21 protein-coding genes are annotated in these 23,278 nt (G+C 75.0%); 9 read left to right on the forward strand and 12 right to left on the reverse strand.

What is annotated here, in order from left to right; translation table 11 throughout:
• Positions 1-140: 140 nt before the first annotated feature.
• A complete protein-coding gene (locus tag ATL51_RS09730) occupies positions 141-827 on the forward strand; it encodes a type 1 glutamine amidotransferase (RefSeq protein WP_157818295.1) in 687 nt (228 codons plus the stop codon).
• On the opposite strand, the gene ATL51_RS09735 is transcribed toward ATL51_RS09730, so the two are convergent.
• The 4 genes from ATL51_RS09735 to ATL51_RS09750 all read right to left on the reverse strand — a co-directional run bounded on the left by ATL51_RS09735 (position 799) and on the right by ATL51_RS09750 (position 5,101).
• On the reverse strand, positions 799-2,898 hold the full coding sequence (locus tag ATL51_RS09735; protein WP_100878416.1) for a xanthine dehydrogenase family protein molybdopterin-binding subunit: 2,100 nt from the start codon (positions 2,896-2,898) through the stop codon (positions 799-801). The two genes, ATL51_RS09730 and ATL51_RS09735, sit on opposite strands and share 29 nt — an antisense overlap.
• Complete coding sequence (locus ATL51_RS09740; protein ID WP_100878417.1) at positions 2,895-3,911, reverse strand: FAD binding domain-containing protein; 1,017 nt, start codon at positions 3,909-3,911, stop codon at positions 2,895-2,897. The genes ATL51_RS09735 and ATL51_RS09740 overlap by 4 nt, the downstream gene beginning before the upstream one ends.
• Positions 3,908-4,456, reverse strand: coding sequence for a 2Fe-2S iron-sulfur cluster-binding protein (locus ATL51_RS09745; protein ID WP_062396781.1), 549 nt, complete (start codon positions 4,454-4,456; stop codon positions 3,908-3,910). Before ATL51_RS09745 ends, ATL51_RS09740 begins: the two co-directional genes overlap by 4 nt.
• 78 nt (positions 4,457-4,534) lie before the next feature.
• Complete coding sequence (locus ATL51_RS09750) at positions 4,535-5,101, reverse strand: TetR/AcrR family transcriptional regulator (protein WP_073577373.1); 567 nt, start codon at positions 5,099-5,101, stop codon at positions 4,535-4,537.
• A 130-nt stretch (positions 5,102-5,231) separates the two neighbouring features.
• On the opposite strand from ATL51_RS09750, the gene ATL51_RS09755 reads away from it, so the two are divergent.
• Positions 5,232-6,056, forward strand: coding sequence for an LLM class flavin-dependent oxidoreductase (locus ATL51_RS09755; RefSeq protein ID WP_237453547.1), 825 nt, complete (start codon positions 5,232-5,234; stop codon positions 6,054-6,056).
• Between the two features lie 30 nt (positions 6,057-6,086).
• Complete coding sequence (locus tag ATL51_RS09760) at positions 6,087-7,340, forward strand: FAD-dependent monooxygenase (RefSeq protein WP_100878419.1); 1,254 nt, start codon at positions 6,087-6,089, stop codon at positions 7,338-7,340.
• On the opposite strand, the gene ATL51_RS09765 is transcribed toward ATL51_RS09760, so the two are convergent.
• On the reverse strand, positions 7,292-7,747 hold the full coding sequence (locus ATL51_RS09765; protein ID WP_157818296.1) for a MarR family winged helix-turn-helix transcriptional regulator: 456 nt from the start codon (positions 7,745-7,747) through the stop codon (positions 7,292-7,294). The two genes, ATL51_RS09760 and ATL51_RS09765, sit on opposite strands and share 49 nt — an antisense overlap.
• 284 nt (positions 7,748-8,031) lie before the next feature.
• On the opposite strand from ATL51_RS09765, the gene ATL51_RS09770 reads away from it, so the two are divergent.
• From ATL51_RS09770 to ATL51_RS09780, 3 genes are read left to right on the forward strand one after another with little or no spacing between them, the layout of a single operon-like run.
• Complete coding sequence (locus ATL51_RS09770; RefSeq protein WP_073577370.1) at positions 8,032-8,700, forward strand: ABC transporter ATP-binding protein; 669 nt, start codon at positions 8,032-8,034, stop codon at positions 8,698-8,700.
• The gene (locus ATL51_RS09775) at positions 8,697-9,917 is read left to right on the forward strand and encodes an ABC transporter permease (protein ID WP_100878420.1); all 1,221 of its coding nucleotides are present in this window, start codon (positions 8,697-8,699) and stop codon (positions 9,915-9,917) included. Before ATL51_RS09770 ends, ATL51_RS09775 begins: the two co-directional genes overlap by 4 nt.
• Positions 9,918-9,948: 31 nt before the next feature.
• On the forward strand, positions 9,949-11,595 hold the full coding sequence (locus ATL51_RS09780) for an HlyD family efflux transporter periplasmic adaptor subunit (protein ID WP_100878421.1): 1,647 nt from the start codon (positions 9,949-9,951) through the stop codon (positions 11,593-11,595).
• Between the two features lie 153 nt (positions 11,596-11,748).
• On the opposite strand, the gene ATL51_RS09790 is transcribed toward ATL51_RS09780, so the two are convergent.
• A complete protein-coding gene (locus ATL51_RS09790; protein WP_100878422.1) occupies positions 11,749-12,750 on the reverse strand; it encodes an AraC-like ligand-binding domain-containing protein in 1,002 nt (333 codons plus the stop codon).
• A 345-nt stretch (positions 12,751-13,095) separates the two neighbouring features.
• Here ATL51_RS09790 and ATL51_RS09795 point away from each other — a divergent pair, with 345 nt between their 5' ends.
• Together ATL51_RS09795 and ATL51_RS09800 are read left to right on the forward strand one after the other, a co-directional pair.
• Positions 13,096-14,538 (forward strand): APC family permease, encoded by a 1,443-nt coding sequence (locus ATL51_RS09795; RefSeq protein ID WP_208622962.1) that lies wholly within the window; start codon positions 13,096-13,098, stop codon positions 14,536-14,538.
• 30 nt (positions 14,539-14,568) lie between these two features.
• Complete coding sequence (locus ATL51_RS09800; protein ID WP_301548971.1) at positions 14,569-16,251, forward strand: amidohydrolase; 1,683 nt, start codon at positions 14,569-14,571, stop codon at positions 16,249-16,251.
• 10 nt (positions 16,252-16,261) lie between these two features.
• Here ATL51_RS09800 and ATL51_RS09805 read toward each other — a convergent pair whose 3' ends face one another.
• From ATL51_RS09805 to ATL51_RS09830, 6 genes are read right to left on the reverse strand one after another with little or no spacing between them, the layout of a single operon-like run.
• The gene (locus ATL51_RS09805; protein WP_100878423.1) at positions 16,262-17,212 is read right to left on the reverse strand and encodes a PDR/VanB family oxidoreductase; all 951 of its coding nucleotides are present in this window, start codon (positions 17,210-17,212) and stop codon (positions 16,262-16,264) included.
• A gap of 30 nt (positions 17,213-17,242) precedes the next feature.
• The gene (locus ATL51_RS09810; RefSeq protein ID WP_322789670.1) at positions 17,243-18,004 is read right to left on the reverse strand and encodes an SDR family NAD(P)-dependent oxidoreductase; all 762 of its coding nucleotides are present in this window, start codon (positions 18,002-18,004) and stop codon (positions 17,243-17,245) included.
• A complete protein-coding gene (locus ATL51_RS09815; protein WP_100878424.1) occupies positions 18,001-18,537 on the reverse strand; it encodes an aromatic-ring-hydroxylating dioxygenase subunit beta in 537 nt (178 codons plus the stop codon). The genes ATL51_RS09810 and ATL51_RS09815 overlap by 4 nt, the downstream gene beginning before the upstream one ends.
• On the reverse strand, positions 18,530-19,822 hold the full coding sequence (locus tag ATL51_RS09820; protein ID WP_100878425.1) for an aromatic ring-hydroxylating oxygenase subunit alpha: 1,293 nt from the start codon (positions 19,820-19,822) through the stop codon (positions 18,530-18,532). Before ATL51_RS09820 ends, ATL51_RS09815 begins: the two co-directional genes overlap by 8 nt.
• The gene (locus ATL51_RS09825) at positions 19,819-20,214 is read right to left on the reverse strand and encodes a hypothetical protein (protein WP_100878426.1); all 396 of its coding nucleotides are present in this window, start codon (positions 20,212-20,214) and stop codon (positions 19,819-19,821) included. The genes ATL51_RS09820 and ATL51_RS09825 overlap by 4 nt, the downstream gene beginning before the upstream one ends.
• A 39-nt stretch (positions 20,215-20,253) precedes the next feature.
• Entirely contained in the window at positions 20,254-21,456 is a 1,203-nt protein-coding gene (locus tag ATL51_RS09830; protein WP_100878427.1) for an acyl-CoA dehydrogenase family protein, read from the reverse strand.
• A gap of 158 nt (positions 21,457-21,614) precedes the next feature.
• Between ATL51_RS09830 and ATL51_RS09835 the strand changes: the two genes are divergently transcribed.
• Positions 21,615-23,159, forward strand: a complete 1,545-nt coding sequence (locus tag ATL51_RS09835; protein WP_301548972.1) for a PAS domain-containing sensor histidine kinase — start codon at positions 21,615-21,617, stop codon at positions 23,157-23,159.
• The last annotated feature ends 119 nt before the right edge of the window (positions 23,160-23,278 follow it).

The raw sequence follows: 23,278 nt of genomic DNA on the forward strand, positions 1-23,278 counted from the left end.
CCGCGGAGGAGCCCTGGCCACCCGACGGCCGCGGGGAACGCGGTGGAGTCCGGGGTGGCGCCGTGCGCACACGGGCGCGGGCCGCCGGAGGACTACCCACGACCGCGCGGCACAAACCCGGGCGGTGGCACGATGTGCCGGTGCGCGCCATCGTGATCGGCCACGACCACGTCGCCGGCCTCGGGGCGCTGGGACCGGCCCTGGAACGACGCGGGATCCGTCCGGAGTGGACGACGGTGGTGCCCGCGGACCGGTACGACGCCCCGGACGTCGACGCCGGGCTCCCCGTCCCGACGGGGGCCGGCCTGGTGGTCACCCTCGGCGCGCCGTGGCCGAGGGAGCGGATCGCGGGGTGGGCGGCCCGTGAGGTCGCGTTCCTGCGCCGGACGCACGACGCCGGTGTGCCGGTGCTGGCGATCTGCTTCGGCGCCCAGCTCCTCGCCGAAGCACTCGGGGGCTCCCGGACGACGCTGCCGGCCGCCCGGGTCGGATGGCACCCGGTCGACCCGGCCGGCGGCCGCCTCCCGGCCGGGCCGTGGTTCTGCTGGAACGCCGAGCAGCTCGTCGCACCACCCGGGTCGGAGCTGCTCGCCACCAGCGTGGCCGGGCACGAGGCGTTCGTGGCCGGTCGCAGCGTGGGCGTGCAGTTCCACCCCGAGATGACCGTGGACCTGCTGGAGCGCTGGTACACCCTCGGTGTGCCCGACGGCCTCGACGCGCGAGCCCTCCGGGCGGCGACGGCGGCCCAGGACCCGCAGCGGCTCGCCGAGCGGGCCGAGCGGGTCCTGGCGCTCGCGCTCAGGCTCCCAGGAAGTGCTCCAGGGTGATCGGCAGCGACCGGACCCGCACGCCGGTGGCGTGGTGGGCGGCGTTCGCGACGGCCGCGGCCACCCCGACGATCCCGATCTCCCCGATCCCCTTGGCGCCCACCGGGTTGACGTGCGGGTCGTCCTCGTCGACCCACTCGGCCTCGATGTCGCCGACGTCGGCGTTCGCCGCCACGTGGTAGCCGGCGAGGTCGTGGTTGACGACGTGCCCGCGGGCCGGGTCGACGACGCCCTCCTCGTGCAGCGCCATCGACAGCCCCCACACCATCCCGCCGAGGAACTGCGAGCGCGCGGTCAGCGGGTTGAGGATGCGGCCCGCGGCGAACACCCCCAGCATCCGCGGCACCCGGATCTCGCCGGTGTCGGCGTGCACCGCGACCTCGACGAAGTGCGCCCCGTGCGCACCCATCGCGTACTCGGCCATCGCCGGGTTGTGCCCGGCGACGCCGTCGGCCTCCGCTGCGTCCTCGGGGTCGGTGCCCCACTTGTCGCGGAACCGGTCGGCGGCCTCGACGATCGCCGTCGCCCAGGACGCGGTGCCCGCGGAGCCGCCGGCAATGGTCGCATGCGGCAGCCCGGTGTCGCCGAGGTTCAGGTCGACCTGCGCGGGCGGCACCCCGAGCGCCTCGGCCGCGATCTGGGTGAGCACCGTGCGGGCGCCCTGCCCGATGTCGGCCGCGGCGATGTCCACCCGGTAGCGGCCCGGCGCACCGGCACCGCCGTCGGCGTACCGGATCGCGGCGGCGGACCCGGGCATCGCGAAGGTCGGGAAGAACGCGGCGGCGACGCCGGTGCCGTACCACCAGCCGTCGACGAGCCGGGTGCGCGGGCGCGGGTCCCGGTCGGCCCAGCCGAACCGCTCGGCGCCGCGCCGCAGGCAGGCCACGAGGTTGCGACTGGAGAACGGCCTGCCGGTGTCCGGGTCGACGTCGGGCTCGTTGCGGATCCGCAGCTCGACCGGGTCGATCCCGAGCGCGACGGCGAGCTCGTCCAGCGCGGACTCCGCGCCGAAACTGCCGGGCGCCTCGCCGGGTGCGCGCATGTACGTCGGCGTGGACAGGTCCAGCGGCACGACCCGGTGCGAGGTCCGCCGGTGCGGCGACGCGTACAGGTGCCTGCTGATCACTGCGGTCGGCTCGCCGAACTCGGCCATCCGCGCCCCGGCCTCGACGACGTCGTGGCCGAGCGAGTGCAGCCGCCCGTCGGTCCCGGCGCCGAGCCGGAGACGCTGCACGGTCGCCGGGCGGTAGCCGGTCAGGTCGGTCATCTCGCGGCGGGTCAGCGCCAGCTTCACCGACCGGCCGGGGACCGCCCTGGCCGCCAGTACGGCCAGCACCGATCCGCCGTGCAGCGTGCCCTTGGTGCCGAACCCGCCGCCGACGTGCGGTGAGACGACGGTGACGTCGTCGTCGCCGATCCCGAACATCTGCGCGAGCTCGCGCCGGGCCGACCACACCGCCTGGGAGGCCTCGAACAGCGTGAGGTGGTCGCCGTCCCAGCGGGCGACGGTGCTGTGCGGCTCCATCGGGTGGTGGTACTCGATCGGCGTCGTGTAGGTGGCGTCGACCTGCACGGGAGCCTCGTCGAACGCCGTCTCCGGGTCGCCGGTGCGCGTGTCCGGCGGGAACGCGACGACGACCTCGGGGGTGTAGGCCTCGGCCGACCCCGGGTCGAACGCGGTGGTGGCGGGCTCGGCGTCGTAGCCGACGACGACGAGGTCGGCCGCCTCCCGGGCCGCCTCGGCGGTCTCGGCGAGCACCGCGGCCACGTACTGGCCGCGGTGGTGCACCTCGCCGGACTGCAGGACCGTCTGTTCGGGGGTGGCGCTGCCGTCGATCCGGGGCGCGGTGTCCGGGGCGAGCACCGCGACGACCCCGGCCACCGCCTCGGCGGCGGCGGTGTCGACCGCGCGGACCCGCCCGCGGGCGACCGTGGCGCCGACACCGCACAGGTGCAGCGGTGCGACGGCGTCCTGCTCGTAGGCGTAGACGGCGTTGCCGGTGACCTTGGCCGGCCCCTCGATCCGGGTGAGCGCGGTGCCCGCCGCTCCCGGTGTGACGGTGCCGGTCATGACGCCTCCGTCCGGTACGCGGCGAGGCCGCGCAGGGTGGCGGTGACCGTGCCGGCCACCAGCGGGATCTTGAACGCGTTGCCGCCGACCTCGGTCTCGACAGTGCGGGCGTCGGCGGTCTCGGCCGCCGCGGCGGCGCGGAACGCCTCGTCGGTGGCGGGCCCGCCGAGCAGCGCCTGCTCGGCGCGGCGCGCCCGCCACGGCCGGTGCGCGACCCCGCCGAGGGCGATCCGCACGTCGCGGACGGTGCCGTCGTCGGCGACGTCGAGGGCCGCGGCGACCGACACCAGCGCGAACGCGTACGAGGCGCGGTCGCGGACCTTGCGGTAGGTGGAGTGCGCGGCGACCGGCAGCGCGGGCAGCTCGACCGAGGTGATCAGCTCCCCGTGCTCCAGCACGGTGTCGCGGCCCGGGTCGTCGCCGGGCAGCCGGTGCAGCTCGGTGGCGGCGACGGTGCGCTCCCCGTCCGGGCCGAGGACGTGCACCCGGGCGTCGAACGCGGCCAGCGCGACCGCCATGTCCGACGGGTGGGTCGCGATGCAGCCGCCCTCGGGTGCGCCGAGGATCGCGTGATGGCGGGCCCAGCCGTGCTGTGCGGAGCAACCCTGCCCGGGGTCACGCTTGGTGCAGGGCGCGGTGAGGTCGGCGAAGTAGGAGCAGCGGGTGCGCTGCAGCAGGTTCCCGCCGGTCGTCGCCATGTTGCGCAGCTGCCCCGAGGCCCCGGCGAGCAGCGCCGCGGACAGTGCCGGGTAGTGGCGCCGGACCCGCGGGTCCACGGCGACGTCGGTGTTGCGGGCGCCCGCGCCGATGGACAGGCCGCCGTCGGCGGTCGGGGTGATCCCGGTGGGCAGCAGGCCGGTGACGTCGACGAGCGTGCCCGGCTCGACCAGGCCCAGCTTGAGGTGGTCGACGAGGTTGGTCCCGCCGGCCAGGTAGGCGGCGGACGGGTCGGCGGAGACGACGGCGACCGCAGCCGCGGCGTCGCCGGGACGGGTGTAGGCGAACGGCTTCACCGCGACGCCCCCGTCCCGGTGCCCACGGCACCGACGGCGTCGACGATTCCGGAGTAGGCGGCGCAGCGGCACAGGTTCCCGGACAGGCGCTCGGCGATCTCGGCGCGGTCCAGCACGGCCGGCCCGTCGCCGGACAGGTCGGCGGTGACCGCGCTGGGGTGCCCGGCGCGGGCCTCGTCCAGCATCCCGACGGCCGAGCAGATCTGGCCGGGGGTGCAGTAGCCGCACTGGTAGGCGTCGTGCGCGACGAAGGCCTCGGCGAGCGGGTGCAGGTCCGCGCCGGTGCCGAGGCCGTCGGCGGTGGTGACCGCGGCGTCGTCGTGGGCGACGGCGAGCGAGAGGCAGGACAGCACGCGGCGGCCCGGCCCCTGTTCGCCGGGTGCGGCCAGCAGGACGGTGCACGCACCGCACTGGCCGTGGTCGCAACCCTTCTTGGCGCTGGTCACGCCGAGCCGGTCACGCAGCGCGTCGAGGACGGTGGTCCGGGTGTCGACCGTCAGCTCGTGGCGACGGCCGTCGACGGTGAGGGAGATCGTGGAGTCCACGATGGTGCGCTCCTTCGGGAGACGGAGTGGAGAGCTCGAAGCGGAGCCTCCTCCGGAAATATAGGAACGCTGTTCCGGTTACGCAACCCGGAGGCCCGCGAGGAAGAAGCCGACGGCGCGGCGGGCGTCGTAGGCGGAGTCGGCCTCGGCGCCGAAGCAGAGATTGCCGATCCCCCGCAGCACCTCGTAGGCGGTGACGTCGGACGGCAGCTGCCCGGCCTCCCGCGCCGCCCGGACGATCTCCTCCCCCGCCGGCAGGAGCCGCTCCAGGAACAGTTCGTGCAGCGCGGCGGAACGGCCGTCGTCGTGGACGAGCATCGCGACCAGCCCGTGCTTGGTGACGAGCAGGTCGACGAACTCCCCGACCCAGGCCACGAGGGCGTCGAACGGCGTCGGACCGGCGTCCAGGCAGGTCCGTGCGGCCGCCGCACACCCCTCGACCTGGTGCCGGTAGACGGCGACGACCAGGTCCGGCCGGGTCGGGAAGTGCCGGTAGACCGTCCCCACGCCGACCCCCGCGCGGGCGGCGATCGCCCGGACCGGCGCGTCGACGCCCGCGGTCACGAACTCGGCCGCGGCGGCCTCGAGCAGAGCCGCACGACTGCGCCGGGCGTCGGACCGGACCGGTTCCCGCTGCACTCCCACCGCACGCTCCCTTGCTGCCCGGAACACTGTTCCGTATCGTACCCGGAACATTGTTCCGTTTCATCGTCCGTACTCGCCCCGCACAGGAGTTCCCGTGTCCCGAGCGTCCATCGGCATCATGACCGCCCAGATGCAGACCACCTACGACGACCTGCTGCGCGTCTGGCTGGAGGCCGACGAGCTGCCCGGCATCGAGCACGCCTGGCTGTTCGACCACCTCATGCCGATCGGTGGCGACCCGCTGGGGCCGGCCCTCGACGGCTGGACCACCCTGTCCGCGCTCGCCGCACGGACCCGGCGGCTGCGTCTGGGCCTGCTGGTCACCAGCAACCGGTTCCGCCCGCCCGCGGTGCTGGCCAAGATCGCGACGACGGTCGACGTCGTCTCCGGCGGACGGCTCGACCTGGGCATCGGCGTCGGGTCCCGCCCGGACCACCCGCTCGCCCGCCGCGAGTACGAGGCGCACGGCCTGCCCTTCGCCGCCACCGCCGACGCCGTCACCGCGCTCGACGAGGCCTGCACGGTGATCCGGCGGCTGTGGACCGAGACCGAGCCGTTCGACGTCGACGGCGAGCAGGTGCGGCTCACCGGCGCGTTCGGCAGCCCGAAGCCGGTGCAGGCCCACCCGCCGATCGTGATCGGCGGACGGGCCAGGGCGACGCTGCGGATCGCGGCCCGGCACGCCGACGTCTGGAACATCCCCGGCGGCGACCTCGACGACGCCGTCGCCCGCAGCGCGCTGCTCGACGAGCTGTGCGCCGACATCGACCGGGACCCGGCGGAGATCACCCGGTCGATCCACCTGGGCGTCTCCTACGACGACCCGGCGGACGCCCGCGAGCGGGTGTCCGCCGCCGTCGGCGCGGGCTTCGGGCACGTGGTCCTGGGGCTGCCCGCCCCGTTCCCGCAGGGTGCCGCCCGCTGGGTGGCCGACGAGATCGTCGCGCAGGTTTAGCCGACCGGATAGTTCGGTCATCTAACTACCATGGCCTCCTCCCGGCACGCCCTCATCTCCGGCGCCGGCATCGCCGGCTCCGCGCTCGCCCTGCGCCTGGCCGCGTACGGCTGGCGGACGACCGTCCTGGAGCGCGCGCCGCGGCAGCGCGACGAGGGGCACAACATCGACGTCCGTGGCACCGCCCGTGAGGTCCTGCGCCGGATGGACCTGGAGGACGCCGTGCGGGCCGCCGGCACCCGCGAGGTCGGCTTCCGCGTGATCGGCGACGACGGGCGCCCGGTCGCCGAGATCCCGATGGACCCGACCGGGTCGACCGACGGTCCGACCGCCGAGCTGGAGATCCTGCGCGGCGAGCTGGCCCGGGTGCTGATCGGGGCCGCGCCGGGGTCCACGGCGTTCCGGTTCGGCACCCGGATCACCGGCGTCGAGGACCGGAGCGCCGGCGACGGCCCGGCCCGGGTCGCCCTCGACGACGGCACCACGGTCACCGCCGACCTCGTCGTGGTCGCCGAGGGGCTGCGGTCGCGCACCCGCGACCTGGTGTTCGACGACGTCACCGTCCGCGAGACCGGCCTGTACGGCGCCTACCTGACGATCCCCCGCACCGCCGACGACGACGCCTGGTGGAACTGGTTCCACGAGACCGGCTCGCGCGGGGTACACCTGCGCCCGGACAACCTGGGCACCACCCGCGCCATGCTGACCTTCCTGTCCGGGGTGCGCGGCCTGGAGACCCTCGGCGACGCCGACGTCCGCACCGTCCTGCGGCGGACCTTCGCCGACGCGGGCTGGGTCGCCCCGCGGATCCTGCGCGAGCTCGGCGACGGGCCGGACGGCGCCCCGATGTACTTCGACGCCGTCGGGCAGGTCACGGCCCCGCGCTGGAGCTCGGGACGGGTGGTACTGCTCGGCGACGCCGCGTACTGCCCGTCGCCGCTGGGCGGCGGGGGCACGAGCCTGGCCCTGATCGGTGCCTACGTACTGGCCGGGGAGCTGGCCTCCCGCCCCGGCGACACCGCGGGTGCGCTGCACCGCTACGAGGAGCTGCTGAGGCCCGCGACCGAGCAGGCGCAGAAGCTGCCGCCGCTGACGCTGGCCAACCCGCGGACCCGGGCCGGGATCCGGACGCTGCGCACCGCGTTCCGGGCCGTCGCGAGCCCGGTCGGGAAGCGGGTGACCGGGCTGCTCGGGGCCACCCCGACCGGCGCGGTCGACGCGTTCCGGCTCCCGGACTACCCGGCGCCGAGCTCGTCGAGCGTGGCGACGACCGCGCGCAGGTAGCGCTCGACGACCTCGCCCTCGTCGGCGGAGAGGCGGCGGGCGACGTCGTCGAGGGCCCGGACGGCCGGCTCCGACTGCGCGAGCCGCGCGCTGAAGGACTCCTCCCGCGAGCGCACGGTGACCCGGCGGCGGTCGTGCGGGTCGGGGACCCGCTCGAGGTGGCCGGCCGCCTCGAGCCGGTCGATCAGCGCGGTGGTCGAGGCCGGCCGCAGGTCCAGCCGCCGGGCCAGCTCGGTCGGCCCGAGCGAGCCGTGCACGTCGAGCAGCCGCAACGCCCACAGGTCGGTCGGGTGCAGCCCCGCCCGCCGGGCCTGCCTGCCGGTGAACTCGTGGGTCGCCCGGTTCACCGCCTCCAGCGCGACGGTCGGGCCGGCCAGCCCCTCCAGCAGGTGTCGTCGCTCGCCCATGCGGCCTCCCTGCGTCGGTCCACGGCACCGTAGCCGGACGGGCCCGGCCGCAGCCGCGGCGGGACCGGTCACGAGCTGGTCACGAATTCGCGACGCCGTTTCGGGGACGCCTCCCCGCTCTCGGCCGCCGAATGGGGATGATTCCGCATCAACTGATCGACGACCCGCAGGTGACGGCCCTGCGCAACCATCCACCCGATCGGGTGACGCCACATTTCTGCGCACCATTCCCGACGGCGACCCGACGATTTCCCGGAACCGCCCCGTGCGTAATCTCCGGAATCGTGATCGAGCTGGAGGGGGTCTCCAAGGTCTACCGGACCGGAGCCCTCGAGCTGCGCGCACTCGACGCCGTGGACCTGCACGTCGACGACGGCGACCTCGTCGCGATCATGGGCCCCTCCGGCTCGGGCAAGTCCACGATGATGAACATCCTCGGCTGCCTCGACGTGCCGAGCTCCGGCGCCTACCGGCTCGACGGCATCGACGTCGGCCGGATGTCGGACAACCGGCTCGCCGACGTCCGGCTGCAGAAGATCGGTTTCGTCTTCCAGTCGTTCAACCTGCTGCCGCGCACCTCGGCGCTGGCCAACGTGGAGCTTCCGCTGGTCTACGCCGGCGGGCGCGACCGCCGGGGCCGGGCGCGGCGCGCGCTGGAACGGGTCGGGCTCGGCGACCGCGGCGACCACCGGCCCAACGAGCTCTCCGGCGGCCAGCAGCAGCGCGTCGCGGTGGCCCGTGCCCTGGTCACCGACCCCTCGATGATCCTGGCCGACGAGCCGACGGGGAACCTCGACACCGCCTCGACCACCGACGTCATGAACCTGTTCGTGGAGCTGAACGAGAGCGGCCGCACCGTCGTGCTGATCACCCACGAGCCCGAGGTCGCGGAGTTCGCCAAGCGCGTGGTGACCCTGCGCGACGGCCGGATCGTGGGTGACGAGCGCCGATGACGATCTGGGAGTCCGCGCGGATCGCGGTACGGGGCCTGCGGGCCGGGCCGCTGCGGTCGCTGCTGACGATGCTCGGGATCATCATCGGGGTCGCCGCGGTGATCGTGCTGGTCGCGTTCGGCAACGGCCTGCAGCGCTTCGTCGCCGACGCGTTCGGCCCGCTCGCCAACCAGATCCAGATCACCCCGGACCGCGGTGGCATCAGCGGCAGCGGCACGCCGCGCGACCTCACCGACGCCGACGTCCGCGCCCTGCGGGACCGGGCCTCCGCGCCCGCGGTCGCCTCGGTCAGCCCGACGGTGACCGGCTCGGCGCAGCTGCAGCTGGCCGGTGGCGGGAGCGTCCGCAGCGGCGTGACCGGCGCCGACGCCGACTACCTCGACATCACCAACCGGGAGCTCGTCGTCGGGTCGTTCTTCGACGACCGCCAGGCCACGACCCGGGCGAAGGTCGTCGTGCTCGGCCCCAACCCGGTGGCCACGCTGTTCGGCGGGCGCGCCGGCGACGCGCTGGGCTCGGAGATGCGGATCGGGCGCACCTCGTTCCGGGTGATCGGCGTGCTCGCCGCCAACGGCCAGCAGGACGACGTCGCCGTCATGCCGCTGGGCGCCGCACGCGCCTACCTGACCGGTGGCGGCGACGTCGTCGACCAGATCACCGTGCGCGCGGTGTCCACCGACGCGGTGCCGCAGGCGGTCGAGCAGGTCACGACGGTCCTCGACGACCGGCACCGCATCGACGACCCGCAGGACCGCGACTACACCGTCACCGCGCTGCAGAGCCTGCTCGACCAGTCCTCGCAGGTCCTGAGCTTCGTGACGATCTTCGTCGCGGCGGTCGCGGGCATCTCGCTGCTGGTCGGGAGCATCGGCGTCGCCAACATCATGCTGGTCACGGTGACCGAGCGGACCCGCGAGATCGGCATCCGCAAGGCCATCGGCGCGCGCCGCCGCGCGATCCTGCAGCAGTTCCTCATCGAGGCGATGGTCCTCACCGGCATCGGCGGGGTCATCGGGATCCTGGTCGGCGTCGGTGTGTCCGTGCTGGCCGGGATCGTCCTTCCCCGCCTCGTACCCGACTTCCCCGCCCCGACGGTGTCGGCCGGATCGGTGGTGCTCGCCTTCGGGGTGAGCCTGCTGATCGGTCTGCTCGCGGGCGGTTTCCCCGCCAACCGGGCCGCGCGGATGCGGCCCATCGACGCCCTGCGGCACCAGTGACAGCGCCCGCGACAGCACCGAGGAGCACTTCATGACCCGACTGCGGCTCGCGGGCAGCCTGCTGCTCGCCGGACTCGTCGGCCTCACGGCCTGCACCGGAGGGGACCAGCCGCCGCCGACGGCCGTCGTCGACCGGGGTGTGGTCTCCACCGGGGTGTCGGCGTCGGGGTCGCTGGTGTCGATCACCCAGCAGAACCTCGGGTTCACCGACGGCGGCCGGGTCACCGAGCTGCTCGTGGAGGTCGGCGAGACCGTGGCCGCCGGGCAGCCGCTCGCCCGGCTCGACGACGCCGAGGCCCTGTCCCAGGTCGCCGCCGCGCAGGCGGGGCTGGACCAGCAGCAGGCGTCGCTGGGCAAGCTGACCGGCGCGAACACCGTCGAGGCCGCGCAGGCGTCGCTGGCCTCGGCCGAGTCGGTACTGGCCGCGACCCGCGACCAGGTCGGGGCGCAGAACGCGGCGAACGACACCGCCGTCGAGCGGGCGAGGGTCCAGCTCGCCTTCGACCGCAAGCAGCTCGCCGCGGCCCAGGAGAAGCTGGAGACCGACCGGCGGGCCTGCAAGCGCTCCGGGGGCAGCACCGCGTCCGCGACCCCGGAGCCCACCGCCGACCCGTCCGGCGGCGGGCTGCTCGGCGGTCTGTCCGGCGGGTCCGGCACCTCGGGCGGGTCCGGCCTCGGCGCGGCGACGACCGACCCGGCCTGCACCGCCGTCGCCACCGACGAGCAGGCCGTGACGACGGCGAAGGGCCAGGTCATCACCTCGCAGACGGCGCTGGCGCAGGCCGAGGGCACCCGGGACACCGGCGCCGCCTCCGGCCGGGTCTCGATCGCGAACGCCGAGAGCGCGGTGTCCGACGCCCGCTCCCAGCTCACCGGGGCGAACAACGACGCACCGGCCGACGTCGCGGTGCAGGACGCCGTGGTCGCCGACGCCCGCAACACCCTCGCCGACGCCCAGCGCGCGCTCGACGACACCCTGCTGCGCGCCCCGGTCGCCGGCACCGTGTCCGCGATCAACGGCGCGGTCGGTGACGTCGTGCCCGCCGCCAGCGCCGCGACCGCGCTCGCCCCCGGCACCGACGCCCGGATCCCGCAGGCCGTCGGGTCGGCGTCGGCGGCCTCGGGCGGCGCGGGGGCCACCGGTGGCGGCGCGTCCGCAGCGGGCGGGGCGCCGTTCCTCACCCTCAACGACCTGCAGACCTACCAGCTGGTCGTCCCGTTCGAGGAGAGCGACGCCGCCCGGGTAGCGCCGAACCAGACCGTCGACGTCACCGTCGACGCGCTGCCCGGGGTGAGCCTGCCGGCGACCGTGGTCGCCGTCGCGCCGACCGCGACGCAGCTGTCGGGCGTCGTGAGCTACTACGCGACCGTCGTGCTGAACCGCACCGACCCGCAGCTGCGCGACGGCCAGACCGCGCAGGCCGACGTGCGTACCGAGGCCCGCAACGGGGTGCTGCGGGTGCCGAACACCGCCGTCCGGCAGGAGGGCGGCCGCTCGGTCGTCGACGTGCCCGGCGACGACGGCGCCGCGGTGACCCGGCAGTTCGTCCCCGGCCTGGTGGGCGACCAGTTCACCGAGGTGCGGTCCGGCCTCGACGACGGCCAGCAGGTCCTGCTGCCGCAGGCCACCGTAGAGGCGACGCCGGGCCGTCCTGGCGGTGGCGCGGGCGGGAACTGACCCGCCGGTGCGCTCGTGCCGCCGGCGATCGCGAAGATCGCGGACGTGACCATCGCGCTCGCGTCCGAGACCAGGTGGAGCGCGGCCCGCGCGATCCTGCCTGTCCGGTGTCCGATGGGTGTCGTCAGCCGACCGGGATCGGCTCCTGATCTCCTACCGGACCGCCGGACCCGGCGTCGACCGCGGAACGGGGTATTCGGTCGTGCATGACCGATCGGGCGCCACTGCCGGGTCCGAGGACCGCACCCGCCCCGGTGTCACTCCGTAGCGGGCGCGGAAGCTGCGGGAGAAGTGCGCGGGGTCGGCGAACCCCCAGCGGCGTCCGGTCGTCGCCACCGGCTCGCCGGCCAGCAGCGGGTCGCGCAGGTCGGCCAGGCAGCGCTGCAGCCGCCTGCCCCGCACCCAGCACGACACCGAGGTGCCCTCCGCGCGGAAGAGCTCCTGCAGCCGTCGGGTCGACATGTAGTGCTCCGCGGCGACCCGGCCGGGCGAGAGGTCGTCGTCGGCGAGGTGCTCGTCGAGCCAGGCCAGCACCGGGGCCAGCGGGCCGGCGGGGTGGGCGTCGCGGCGTCGTTCGGCGACCGCGGCGGCCAGCAGGTCGGTGAGCACCCGCCGGACCCGCGGCGCACGGGCGCCGGTGAGCAGTTCCTCGGTCTCGGCGAGCCGGCACAGCATCGGGCCGACCAGCAGGCCGAGACCGTCGCGGTCGGACAGCCGGGTGCCGCTGCCCTCACCGGGGCGGTCGTCGAGGCCGAGATCGGTGCGCGGCAGCATCAGCACCAGGCTGCGGAAGCCGGCCTCGTTGTCGACGGCGTAGGGCAGGTCGACGTCGTAGACGACCATGTCGCCGGGCCGCAGCACCGTCCGGTGCCCGCCCTGGGTGACCATCGAGCGCCCGGCGAGCTGGTAGGACACCTTGCACAGCCCGAGTCGCTCCCCGCCGGGGATGCGCCGGACCGTGTGCGCGGTGCCGGCCGCGAGATCGCCGAGCACCAGCGGACCGGAGCGGCGAACGACGCCGTGCCCGGTGAACCGGTCCGCGGGGCCGTGCGTGGTCAGGCGCAGTGCCGGGAAGTGGTCGCCCACCGTGCGGGACCAGGCGCCCAGGTCCCGGGACGCGGGCGGGGCGGGCAGGACGGCGGTGTGTTGCGGCATCGGGGTCTCCCGGGGTCGGTGGGCGCGGGCGGGACGGGGCGCTTGCCCCTGGGCGCGGTGCGGGTTGACCGTCGGCGCACGGGTACGCCGGGCCGCCGGGCCCGTGAGCGGGCCCCGAACCGGCCAACCGGAACGGCGGATCCGCAGGTCGGCGCGGTGGTACCGGGCCGGTGGACGGCGCCCGACGGGTGGTGGCGCGGCCGTCGGGGCGGCGGCCGGGGACCTTGTCGGGTCCGGTGCCGCGGACCAGCCTTCTCGCACCCCTGAGCGAGGAGAACCCGATGACACCGCGCCCGTCCCCCACCAGACCGCGTCCCCGCAGCGCGTCCCGTCGCGGGGTGCGCCGTGGCTGACCGGGGCGCCACCCCGGCGGAACCGGGGCACGCGCTGCGCGGCTCGATCGGCGTCGCCGGGATCGTGTTCCTGGTGGTCGCCGCCGCGGCCCCGCTGACCACGGTCGGTGGTGCGCTGCCGGTGATGCTCGCCGGGTCCAACGGGCCCGGTGTACCGCTGGCCTACGCGCTCGTCGCGGTGGTGCTGCTGCTGTTCAGCGTCGGCTACGCGGCGATGAGCCACTTCGTCGTCGACGCCGGGGCGTTCTACGCCTACGTCAGCCACGGGCTCGGCGCCCGGCTCGGGCTCGGTGCGGGCGGCCTCGCGCTGCTCGCCTACACCGCGATCCAGGCGGCCGTCTACGGTCTGGCTGCGGTGACGCTGCGCGGGATCGTCGTGCAGTTCGGCGGCCCGGAGCTGCCGTGGTGGCTGCTCGCCGCGCTGCTCGTCGCCGTCGTGGCGCTGCTCGGCTACCGGAGCATCGACGTCGGCGCGAAGGTGCTGGGCACGCTGCTGGTCGTCGAGGTCGCGGTGGTCGCGGCGCTGGTCGCCGGGATCCTGGTGACCGGCGGCCCGGAGGGCTGGTCGGCCACCTCGTTCGCCCCCTCGACGTTCCTGGCCGGGGCGCCCGGGATCGCGGTCATGTTCGCGGTCGCGTCCTTCGTCGGGTTCGAGGCGACCGCCATCTACGCCGAGGAGGCCCGCGAGCCGCGCCGCACGGTGCCGATCGCGACCTACGTGGCGGTGCTGTTCATCGGCGCGTTCTACACCGTGGCCAGCTGGGCGGTCGTCGTCGCGTTCGGGCCGAGCCGGGTCGAGGCCGCCGCGCAGGCCGACCCGACCGGGCTGGTCTTCACCGCGGCCGCGACCTACGTCGGACCGTGGTTCGCCGACGTGCTGCCGGTCCTCCTGCTGACCAGTCTGTTCGCCGCGCTGCTCGCCTTCCACAACGCCGTCGCCCGCTACCTGTTCTCTCTCGGCCGGCGTGGGGTGCTGCCCACCGCGCTCTCGCGCACCCACCCGCGCCACGGCTCGCCGCACGTCGGGTCGCTGGTCCAGACCGTGTCCGCGGTCGCGGTGCTCGCGGTCTTCGCCCTCGCCGGCGGCGACCCGGTGACCACCCTGTTCCCCTGGATGTCCGGGCTCGCCACGGTGTCGGTGCTGCTCCTGATGCTGCTCACCGCCGTCGCAGTGATCGTCTTCTTCGCCCGCACCCGGGCCGACACCCGCGCCTGGAACACCCGGCTGGCGCCCGCGCTGGGGCTGGTCGGCATCGCCGGGATCCTCGCCCTGGTGCTGGTCAACTTCACCACCCTGATCGGCGGGTCCGCTGCGCTGGCCACGGTGCTGCTGGTGCTCGTCGCGGGGGTGTTCGGCGGCGGTGTCCTGCTCGGTCGCGCCCGCCCCGCCCCCGCCGCGCCCGAGCCCGCGCGCGACGACCCCGCCCTGCACTGACCCGACCCGCTCCCCCGGAGGAACCCGACCGTGACCGACACACCGCGAACCGCCCCGGCCCCGATCGACGCAGCGCGGGTCGACACCGTCCACCGCGCCGCCCGCGTGCACACCCCGGACGGTGCGCCCGCCACCGTGCTGGCGACGGCCGGGGAAATGATCGTCGCCGTCGGCGGCGAGGAGCTGCTCGACGCCGTCCCGGCCGGGGCCCACCGGGTCGAGCACGGCGACGCGACGCTCGTGCCCGGCCTGGTCGACGTGCACAACCACGTGCTCGTCGCCGGCCGGGCGGAGCTCGCCGAGCTGCGCCTGCCCGGTGACGCCGGGGTCGACGCCCTGCTCGACGCCGTCGCCCGGCGCGCGGCCGGACTCCCGGAGGGCGCCTGGCTGGTCGGCGGTGGCTGGGACTGCGGGCTGCTCGACGCACTCGCCGCGCCGGGGGTGCTGGCCCGCCTCGACACCGCCGCGGGACACCGGCCGGTGCTGCTGCGCGACGACAGCTGCCACAACCGCTGGGTCAGCTCCGCGGCGCTCGACCGGGCCGGGATCTCCGCGGACACCCCCGACCCGGCGGGCGGGCGGATCCTGCGCGACGCCGACGGCCGTAGCCCGGCGGGGGTGCTCGTCGAGGCCGCCGCGGTCGCCGTCGAGCGGGTCTGCGCCGCCGACGGCGACGGGGTGGACGACGCCGAGGCGGTCCGGCACGCGGTGGGGATCCTGCACTCCCACGGCGTCACCGGGTTCCAGGACGCGGCGTCGTCGCTGCCGCTGCTGCAGGCGCTGCACCGGCTCGACGCCGAGGACCGGCTCGACGCCTGGGCGGTCACCTCGATGCCGGTGCTCGACCCGGTGTTCGGGTCCGCACCGGTCGGCGCCGAGCTGGTCGAGCGGGCGCTGCCGCTGGCCGGGCGGCGGCACCGGCCGACGTTCGTGAAGGTCTTTCTCGACGGCATCCCGCCCTCGCGGACCGCGGCGTTCCTCGACCCCTACCTGCCCGACGACGCCCACGGTGACGACTGGCGCGGGCACACGGCGATGACCACCGAGGAGCTCACCGGGCACCTGCTGGGCTTGGCGGCGATGGGGATCGGGGCCAAGGTGCACTGCACCGGCGACCGGTCGGTCCGGGTGTTCCTCGACGCCGTCGCCGCGGTGCGGGCCGCCGGGCACACCGGCACTCGCTTCCACCTGGCGCACGGGCAGTACGTCGCCGACGCCGACCTGGGAAGGCTCGCCGCGCTGGGTGTCGTCGCGGATCTGTCCCCGGCGCTGTGGTTCCCCTCGCCGGTGGTCGACGCGATCTGCGCCTGCGTACCGCGGGGGCGGGCGCAGCGCATCCACCCCAATCGGGACCTGCTGCGGTCGGGGGTACTGCTCGCCGTCGGCTCGGACTGGCCGGTCGTCGGGTCGCCGGACCCGTGGCCGGGCCTGCAGGGGCTCGTCACCCGGGCCGACCCGACCGGCACCGCGCCGGGCCGGCTGTGGCCCGAGCAGGCGCTGACCCCGGCCGAGGCGCTGCACGCGGCCACCCTCGGCGCGGCCCGGGCCGCCGGGATCGACGACGTCACCGGCGCGCTCACCCCGGGCCGTGCGGCCGACCTGGCCGTGCTCGACGCCGACCCGCTGACCGTGCCGCACGACGAGATCGCCGGGACCCGGGTCCTGGCGACCTGGTTCGCCGGTCGCGAGGTGTACCGCCGGGAGCACGGGTGACGCCGCCGGGTCAGTACAGCTCGACGACGAGCCGCGGGGTGCGGGCGCGCGACACGCACAGCGCGATCTGGTCGCCCGCGGCCCGGTCCGCGGCCGACAGGCAGCTGTCACGGTGCTCGGGCACACCCTCGACGACGCCGGACACGCAGGAGCCGCAGACGCCCTCCTCACAGGACCGGAAGACCTCGATCCCGTTGTCGGTGAGCACCTCGAGGATCGACCGGTCCGCGGGGACCTCGAACTCCTCCCCGGTGTCGAGCGCGACGGTGAAGGCGGTGTCGCCGGTGGTGTCGACCTCGGTGGCGGTGAACCGCTCGACATGCACCCGGTCGTCGCCGACGACCGGGGCGAACACGGCGCGCACGCCGTCCATGAAGCCCTCCGGCCCGCAGGTGTAGACGGCCGCGCCGGGACCGAGCCCGGCCGCGACCGGGCCGAGGACGGCGGCGTGCCCGGTCCGCGGGACGCCCAGGTGCAGGCGTACCCGCCCGGCGAAGCCGGTCTCCAGCAGGTCGGCGAAGGCCGCCTCGGACCGGGACCGGGCGAAGTAGTGCAGGGTGAAGTCGGCGCCGGCGCGGTGCAGCGCGTGCGCCATGCCGAGCAGCGGGGTGACCCCGATGCCACCGGCGACGAGCACGTGCCGGTCGGCGTCGGGGTCGACGCCGAGCAGGTTGCGGGGCGCGCCGATGTGCAGCTCGTCGCCGGGGGCGACCTCGTGCAGCGCCGCCGACCCGCCCCGGGAGGACCGCTCGCGCTTGACCGCGATCAGCAGCGACGCGGCGTCGTCGGGCGGGCCGCACAGCGAGTACTGGCGCAGCACCCCGGTCGGGCCGACGACGTCGACGTGCGCGCCCGCCCGGTGCGGCCCGAACGGCAGCCCGTCCGGGCGCACCAGGCGCAGGCTGCGGATGCCGTCCGCCTCGTCGACGACGTCGGCGACCCGGACCGGGATCGTGGTCATGGCAGGTGTCCTCTCGTTCGGTGGGCGCGCTCAGCGCAGGTACAGGCCCCCGTTGGCGTCCCAGCAGGCGCCGGTGACCGAGGCGGCGGCAGGGTCGGCGAGCAGCGCGACCATCCGGGCGACGAACGCCGGGTCGCCGAGCCGCCCGACCGGGACCGACGCGGTGTAGTCGGCGAGCCGGTCCTCCCCGATGATCGCCCGGACGACCGGGCCGTCCTGCGGACCGGGTGAGACCGCGTTGACCGTGACGCCGCGGGCCGCGAGGTCGCGGGCGAACACCTTGGTCAGCGACAGGACCGCGCCCTTGGACGCGGCGTAGTGCCCGCCGGTGGCGGTGCCGCCGTTCTGACCGGCCAGCGACGCCATGTTGACGATCCGGCCGTAGCCGGCCTCGGCGAGGTGACGACCGAACACCTGACAGGCCCGGAACGTGCCGCCCACGTTCACCCCGACGACGTCGGCGAGCTCGTCCGCGGTGATCTCCAGCAGCGGGGTGGCGCGGGTGAGCGCCGCGTTGTTGACCAGCACCTGGACCGAGCCGAACGCGTCGAGCACCGCGGCGAGGAGCTCCTCCGCCGCGGCCGGGGCGGCGATGTCGGCGGTGATGCCGACGGCCGTCGCCCCGGACGGGTCGAGCCGCCCGGCCACCGCCCGGGCGGCGTCGCCGTCGAGGTCGGCGACGGCGACCCGGTGGCCGTCGACGTGCAGCCGTTCCACGACCGCCCGGCCGAGCCCGTTGGCGCCGCCGGTGACAACGGCGACCGGCGCGCTCACGGCGTGCACAGCGCTCACAGCAGGAACCCCGCGGCCGGGACGGCGCTCTCGCTGTTCACCAGCCGGACCACCTTCTGCACGATCCGGTCGCCCGCGGGCCCGTCGGGGGCGAGCCGGATCCGGTGGCGCAGGTCGGCGGCCCACAGGTCGTGGCGGTCGCGCTTGAACGCGACCAGCACCTGCGCGGAGCGGAGGACGACCTCGGTGCCGCCCGCCGGGCCGGTGACCGACTCGGGCACGAACCGGGACACCGTACGCACGGTGCGGGCAGCGTCGACGGCGGCGATGGCGTAGCCCTCGGTCATCCGCACGACGCGCATCTGCCGCATCCGGGCGTCGTCGTAGACCATGTTGAGGGTGCCGTCGAAGTCCTCGGTATCGGGGTCGATCGGCACGACGTAGGTGGCGTCGTCGGTGTAGAGGCTCTCCCACCGCAGGTAGGCGGCCCGGTCGAGCAGCTCGGCCTCACGCCAGACGAGCTCGATCGCGCGGACCACGGCGGGGTCGGTCGTCGGGACCGGCGCCGGGACCCTCTCGGGTGCCTCAGTCATCACCCATCATCTCCTTCCAGCGCCCGTAGGCGGCGCGCATGCCGGTCTCGTCCGTGACGTGCGCGGTGGGGTGCCCGTCGGCATCGGCCTTCTCCCGGGCCGAGCCGCGGTTGATCAGGATCGGCATGTCGGGGGCGGCGGCCGCGCCGCGCTGCACCCGGTCCCAGCCCTCGGCGTCGTCGGGGGTGCCGAACCCGAACGGGCCCTGGAAGTGCTCGTGGATGCGCAGCCGGGCGCGGTTGACGGCGTCGAGCTCGGGCGGGCCGTCCGGGCCGATGGCGACGTGCTCGATGACGGTCTCGTCCACCGCGACCGGGCGCAGCACCCGGAAGAACGCCGCGGACAGCGACACGTTCGGGAACAGGTTCAGGTTGAACCCGGTGCCGTGCATCGCGCGCACGACCTTGCGGACCGCAGCCGGGTCCAGGGTGGCCGACAGCTCCTCGACCAGGCCGTCGAAGCGGGCCTGCAGGGGCTCGCTGCCGTCGTCGGCGTCGAGGTCGGAGTGGGCGGGCACCATCTGCATGACGCTGTGCCCGTGGCCGAGGTCGTGGGTGACCGCCGTCGGGTCGGTCATGAACGACATCATGTCGGCGGTCTCGGCGTCGACCGAGGCCATCCACGACCGGTGCACGATCGGGAAGTGGTAGCCGTCGGTGGTGTTCTCCAGCTGGATCTTCCAGTTCCCGCGGAAGGTGAACCGGTGCCTGCCCAGCACCTTGACCGGGTAGCCGCCGCCCTGCTTCATGAAGCGGTCGATCCACAGCCGGGCGTCGCCGAGGAAGGTCTCCAGCGGCTCGGCGTCCGGGTCGAGGGTCGCGAAGACCATGCCGCCGTAGGACTCGGTGCGGAGCCGGCGCAGCGACAGGTCCCGCTTCTCCAGTACGCCCTCGTAGCCGTCGGGGTAGGGGACGCCGCGCAATGCGCCGTCCAGGCCGTAGGACCAGGCGTGGTACGGGCAGGTGAAGCCGTTGGCGCGGCCCTGCGGCTTCTCACAGACGCTGGCGCCGCGGTGCCGGCAGCGGTTGAGCAGGGTACGGATCTCGCCCTTGCGGTCCCGGGTGACGATCACCGGCTGGCGGCCGACGTGGGTGGACTTGAAAGTACCCGGCCCGGGCAGCTCGCTGGTGTGGGCGACCCACACCCAGGCCCGTTCGAAGATGCGGGTCATCTCCAGCTCGAACAGCTCCGGGTCGGTGTAGAGGCGCCCGGCGACGCGGTCGGCGCGGACGAGGTCGGCGGCGGTGGGACCGGTGACGTCGGCACCGGTGACGTCGGTGCTCATCGGGCGTCCCCCCGGGTGGGCAGCGCGACGTCCTCGCGGACGGTCAGGGCGCGGCCGATCCGGGCCTCGACCTTCGCGAAGCGCCAGAGCTTCGCGTCGCCGTCGCCGACCCCGGTGGTGCGGAACAGGTTGCAGGCGGCCTTGACGGTGTCGGCGGTGTCGACGTCGGCCAGCAGGTAGCAGGTCCACGGCCAGCCGTCCGACGGGCCGACCATGTGCGAGTCGTCGTCGATGTCGCCGATGAAGTCGACCCCGGGCAGGGCCTTGATGCCGTCCATCATGGACACGAATGCGGCCCAGACGTCACCGGTGGTGATGCCGTCGGTGGGCAGGTCGAAGAAGTTCTGGTTGATGCCGATGCAGAACAGCACCCGCAGCGGTGGGGCGGCCATGACGGTCTCCTCGGGGTGTCGGGTCGGGACGGGTGTCGGTCAGCGGAAGCCGGGCGTGGTGGCCGGCAGCCCCATCAGGACGGCGCCGGCGGCGTCGAACACCGCGGGGCCGAGGAAGGCGTGCTGCTTGGGCACCAGCGCGTCACCGGCCAGGTCCTGCAGCGGGTGGGTGGTGGCGATCGGCGCCGTGCCGGAGACCTCGATGAGGTCCGCGACGACGTCGGAGGCGGTCCGCGCCAGGTGCGCGGAGGCGAGCCGCAGCTCGGCGTTCTGCCGGTCGGTTGCCGGGTCACCGGCGAGCACGGTGTCCCACACCTGCCCGGTGGCCTCGTGGAACCAGGCGCGTGCCGACCGCAGCGACGCCTCGGCGCGGGCGACGGCGTCGCGGTAGTACGCCCGGTCCGCCAGCTTGGGCGCACCGGTGACCCCGGCGTAGCCGCCGCCGACCCGGACCGCGTGGTCCAGCGCGGCCCGCGCGACCCCGGCGCCGACGACGGCGAGCACCTGGGCGGCGTAGGCGATGGTCGGGTACCGGTAGAGCGGCTCGTCGACGGTCGGGGTGCCGCCGCGCACGAACGTCCACTCCCGTGGCACCTCGACCCCGCGCACGACCAGGTCGAACGACCCGGTGCCGCGCATCCCGACGACGTCCCACTCGGGGACGATCTCGACCTGGTCCGGGCGCAGGACCGCGGTGCGGGGCTTGCCGCCGGAGTCGTCGTCGCCGGGCATCCCGACGCCGAGCACGTCGGCGCCGGTGCAGCCGCTGGCGAAGCGCCAGCGGCCGTCGAGCCGGTAGCCGGTGGGGGTCGGCTCACCGGACTGCGGCGGGAACAGTGCCCCGGCGAACGCGACGTCCGGGCCGTCGGCGTAGAGCCGGGCCTGGGTCTCCAGCGGCAGCGCGGCCAGGTACACCAGCGCGGAGCCGAAGCTCGCGACCCAGCCGGTCGAGCCGTCGACGGCCGAGATCCGCTCGATGCGGTCCAGGAACTCCGCAGGCGGCTGCGGGGCTCCCCCGAAACGGGCCGGGGTGGCGCTGCGGTAGATGCCTGCCGCTTTCAGCGTGGTGACGAAGTCCTTCGGGACGAAACGCTGCTCGCGGAACTCCGTGCGGCGCACCGCGAGCTCGGCGAGCATCGCGTCGAAGGCCGCCTCCGACCCGGTCGCCGGCGTGGCCGCGGGCACCCCGGAACCGATGACGGCCCCGTCCTGAACGGCCCCGACGAACTGTGTGCTCACCATCGCACCTCCTTCTCGATTCGCTTTCCGACATCGAGAGTAGGAATTCCGGTGACGTGCCAGGAATCGGCAACGGCCCCCGCCCGGATAGGGATGCTCCGCAGTGGCGCTAGGGGATTCCTTCAGCGCGGTCCGCGGTCGCCCCCGCCTAGGCTGGGGTGGTGGACGAGGTCGAGCAGAAGGTCGAGCCGCAGGCCCCGGAGCTCGTGACCGGTGACTTCGTCGCGATGATGCGGGCGACCACGATGTGTGTACTGCTGCACGACGCGGCGACGAAGAACATCCTGTGGGCCAACCCGTCGGCGTGCCGGCTGCTGGGCTGGAGCCTCGCCGAGCTGCGCCCGCTCAAGGCCAACCACATGTCCAGCACCGCCCCGCAGTACCACCGGGTGCTGGGCCGGGCCTGGCTGCACGAGGCCGTGGAGCGGGGCAGCAACCGCATCGAGTGGCACTACCGCACGCGCACCGGGCGGGTGGTGCCGACCGACGCCGTCGCGGTGCGGGTGGAGCTGGCGCAGGGGCCCGCGGTGCTCGTGCAGTTCCGCGACATCGAGCACGAGCTGGGCGTGGAACGCCAGCTGCGGCGCACCACGTCCTCGATCGACGCGCTGGCCCGCCACACCTCCACGATCGCGCTCACCCTGGACCCGTCGGGTCTGATCCGGTTCGCCACCGACACCGCGCTGGAGCTGTTCGGGATGGACCCGGGCGCCCCGCTCGGGCACCTGGACCGGTACGGGCGGCTGCGCCGCGACGGCCGCCCGGCGGCGCTCGCGGAGCTGGTCGGGTCGGCCGACCCGACCGTGCCCGTACAGCTGGAGGTGCCCGGCAGCACGGGCGGGCCGGTGTGGCTGGAGGGCACCCTCGAGCGGCTGGCCGAGACCCCCGAGGACGACACCGGCCCCGCGTCCGGGCTGCTCATGATCCTGCACGACGTGTCGGGGCGGGTCCTCGCCGAGGCGGCCCGCGAGCGAGCCGCGCACCGGGAGAACTATCTGGCCCGCTACACCGCGATGGGCGACATGGCGATGGCGATCGCGCACGAGCTGGGACAGCCGCTGGCCGCCGCCGGGAACTTCCTCGACGGCACCCGCCGGCACACCGAGGAGCTGGCCCGGGGCGGCGCACTCCCGGCCACCGACGCCGACCGGCTCGGCTACGGCCTGGGCAGCGCGCTGCGTCAGCTCGGCCGGGCGAGCGCGATCGTCGCGGCGGTGCGGGCGTTCGTCGGGCACCTGGAGCACACCGAACAGGTCCTCGACCTGCACGACGTGCTCGACGACTGCCTGTGGTTCGTCGGGCTGCGGGCCGACCCGGCCGGGGTTCGGGTACGGGTGGAGCGCCGTCCGGGGCCGCTGCGGGCGCGCTGCGAGCGGGTGCTGACCGGGCAGGTCCTGCTGAACCTGTGCTTCAACGCGGTCGAGGAGATGGCCGAGCTCCCACCGGAGCGCCGCGAGCTGGTCGTGACCACCGCCGTCGACGGCGACGAGGCCGTGGTCACCGTGGCCGACCGCGGGCGCGGGATCGACCGGGACCCGTTCGCGGAGTCGTTCTCCTCCAAGGAGCACGGCAGCGGAATCGGGCTGGCGCTGAGCTACCGGATCATCACCCGCCAGCACGGCCGGATCTGGGCCGTCCCGCGCGACGGCGGCGGCACCCGTTTCGGATTCGCCCTCCCGTCGGTGCCGGATGAAGGAAATCCCTAGTCGGTTCCGGATGACTCTCGATATCGGGGCGACGCGTTCCGCCCGTAGCGTCGGACCGGTCGAGAACCGTCCGAGAACACCGGAGGACATCGTGTCCGAGCCGTCCACATCCGATTTCC

The sequence above is a fragment of the Pseudonocardia alni genome (assembly GCF_002813375.1).
GTDB classification, from domain to species: Bacteria; Actinomycetota; Actinomycetes; order Mycobacteriales; family Pseudonocardiaceae; genus Pseudonocardia; species Pseudonocardia alni.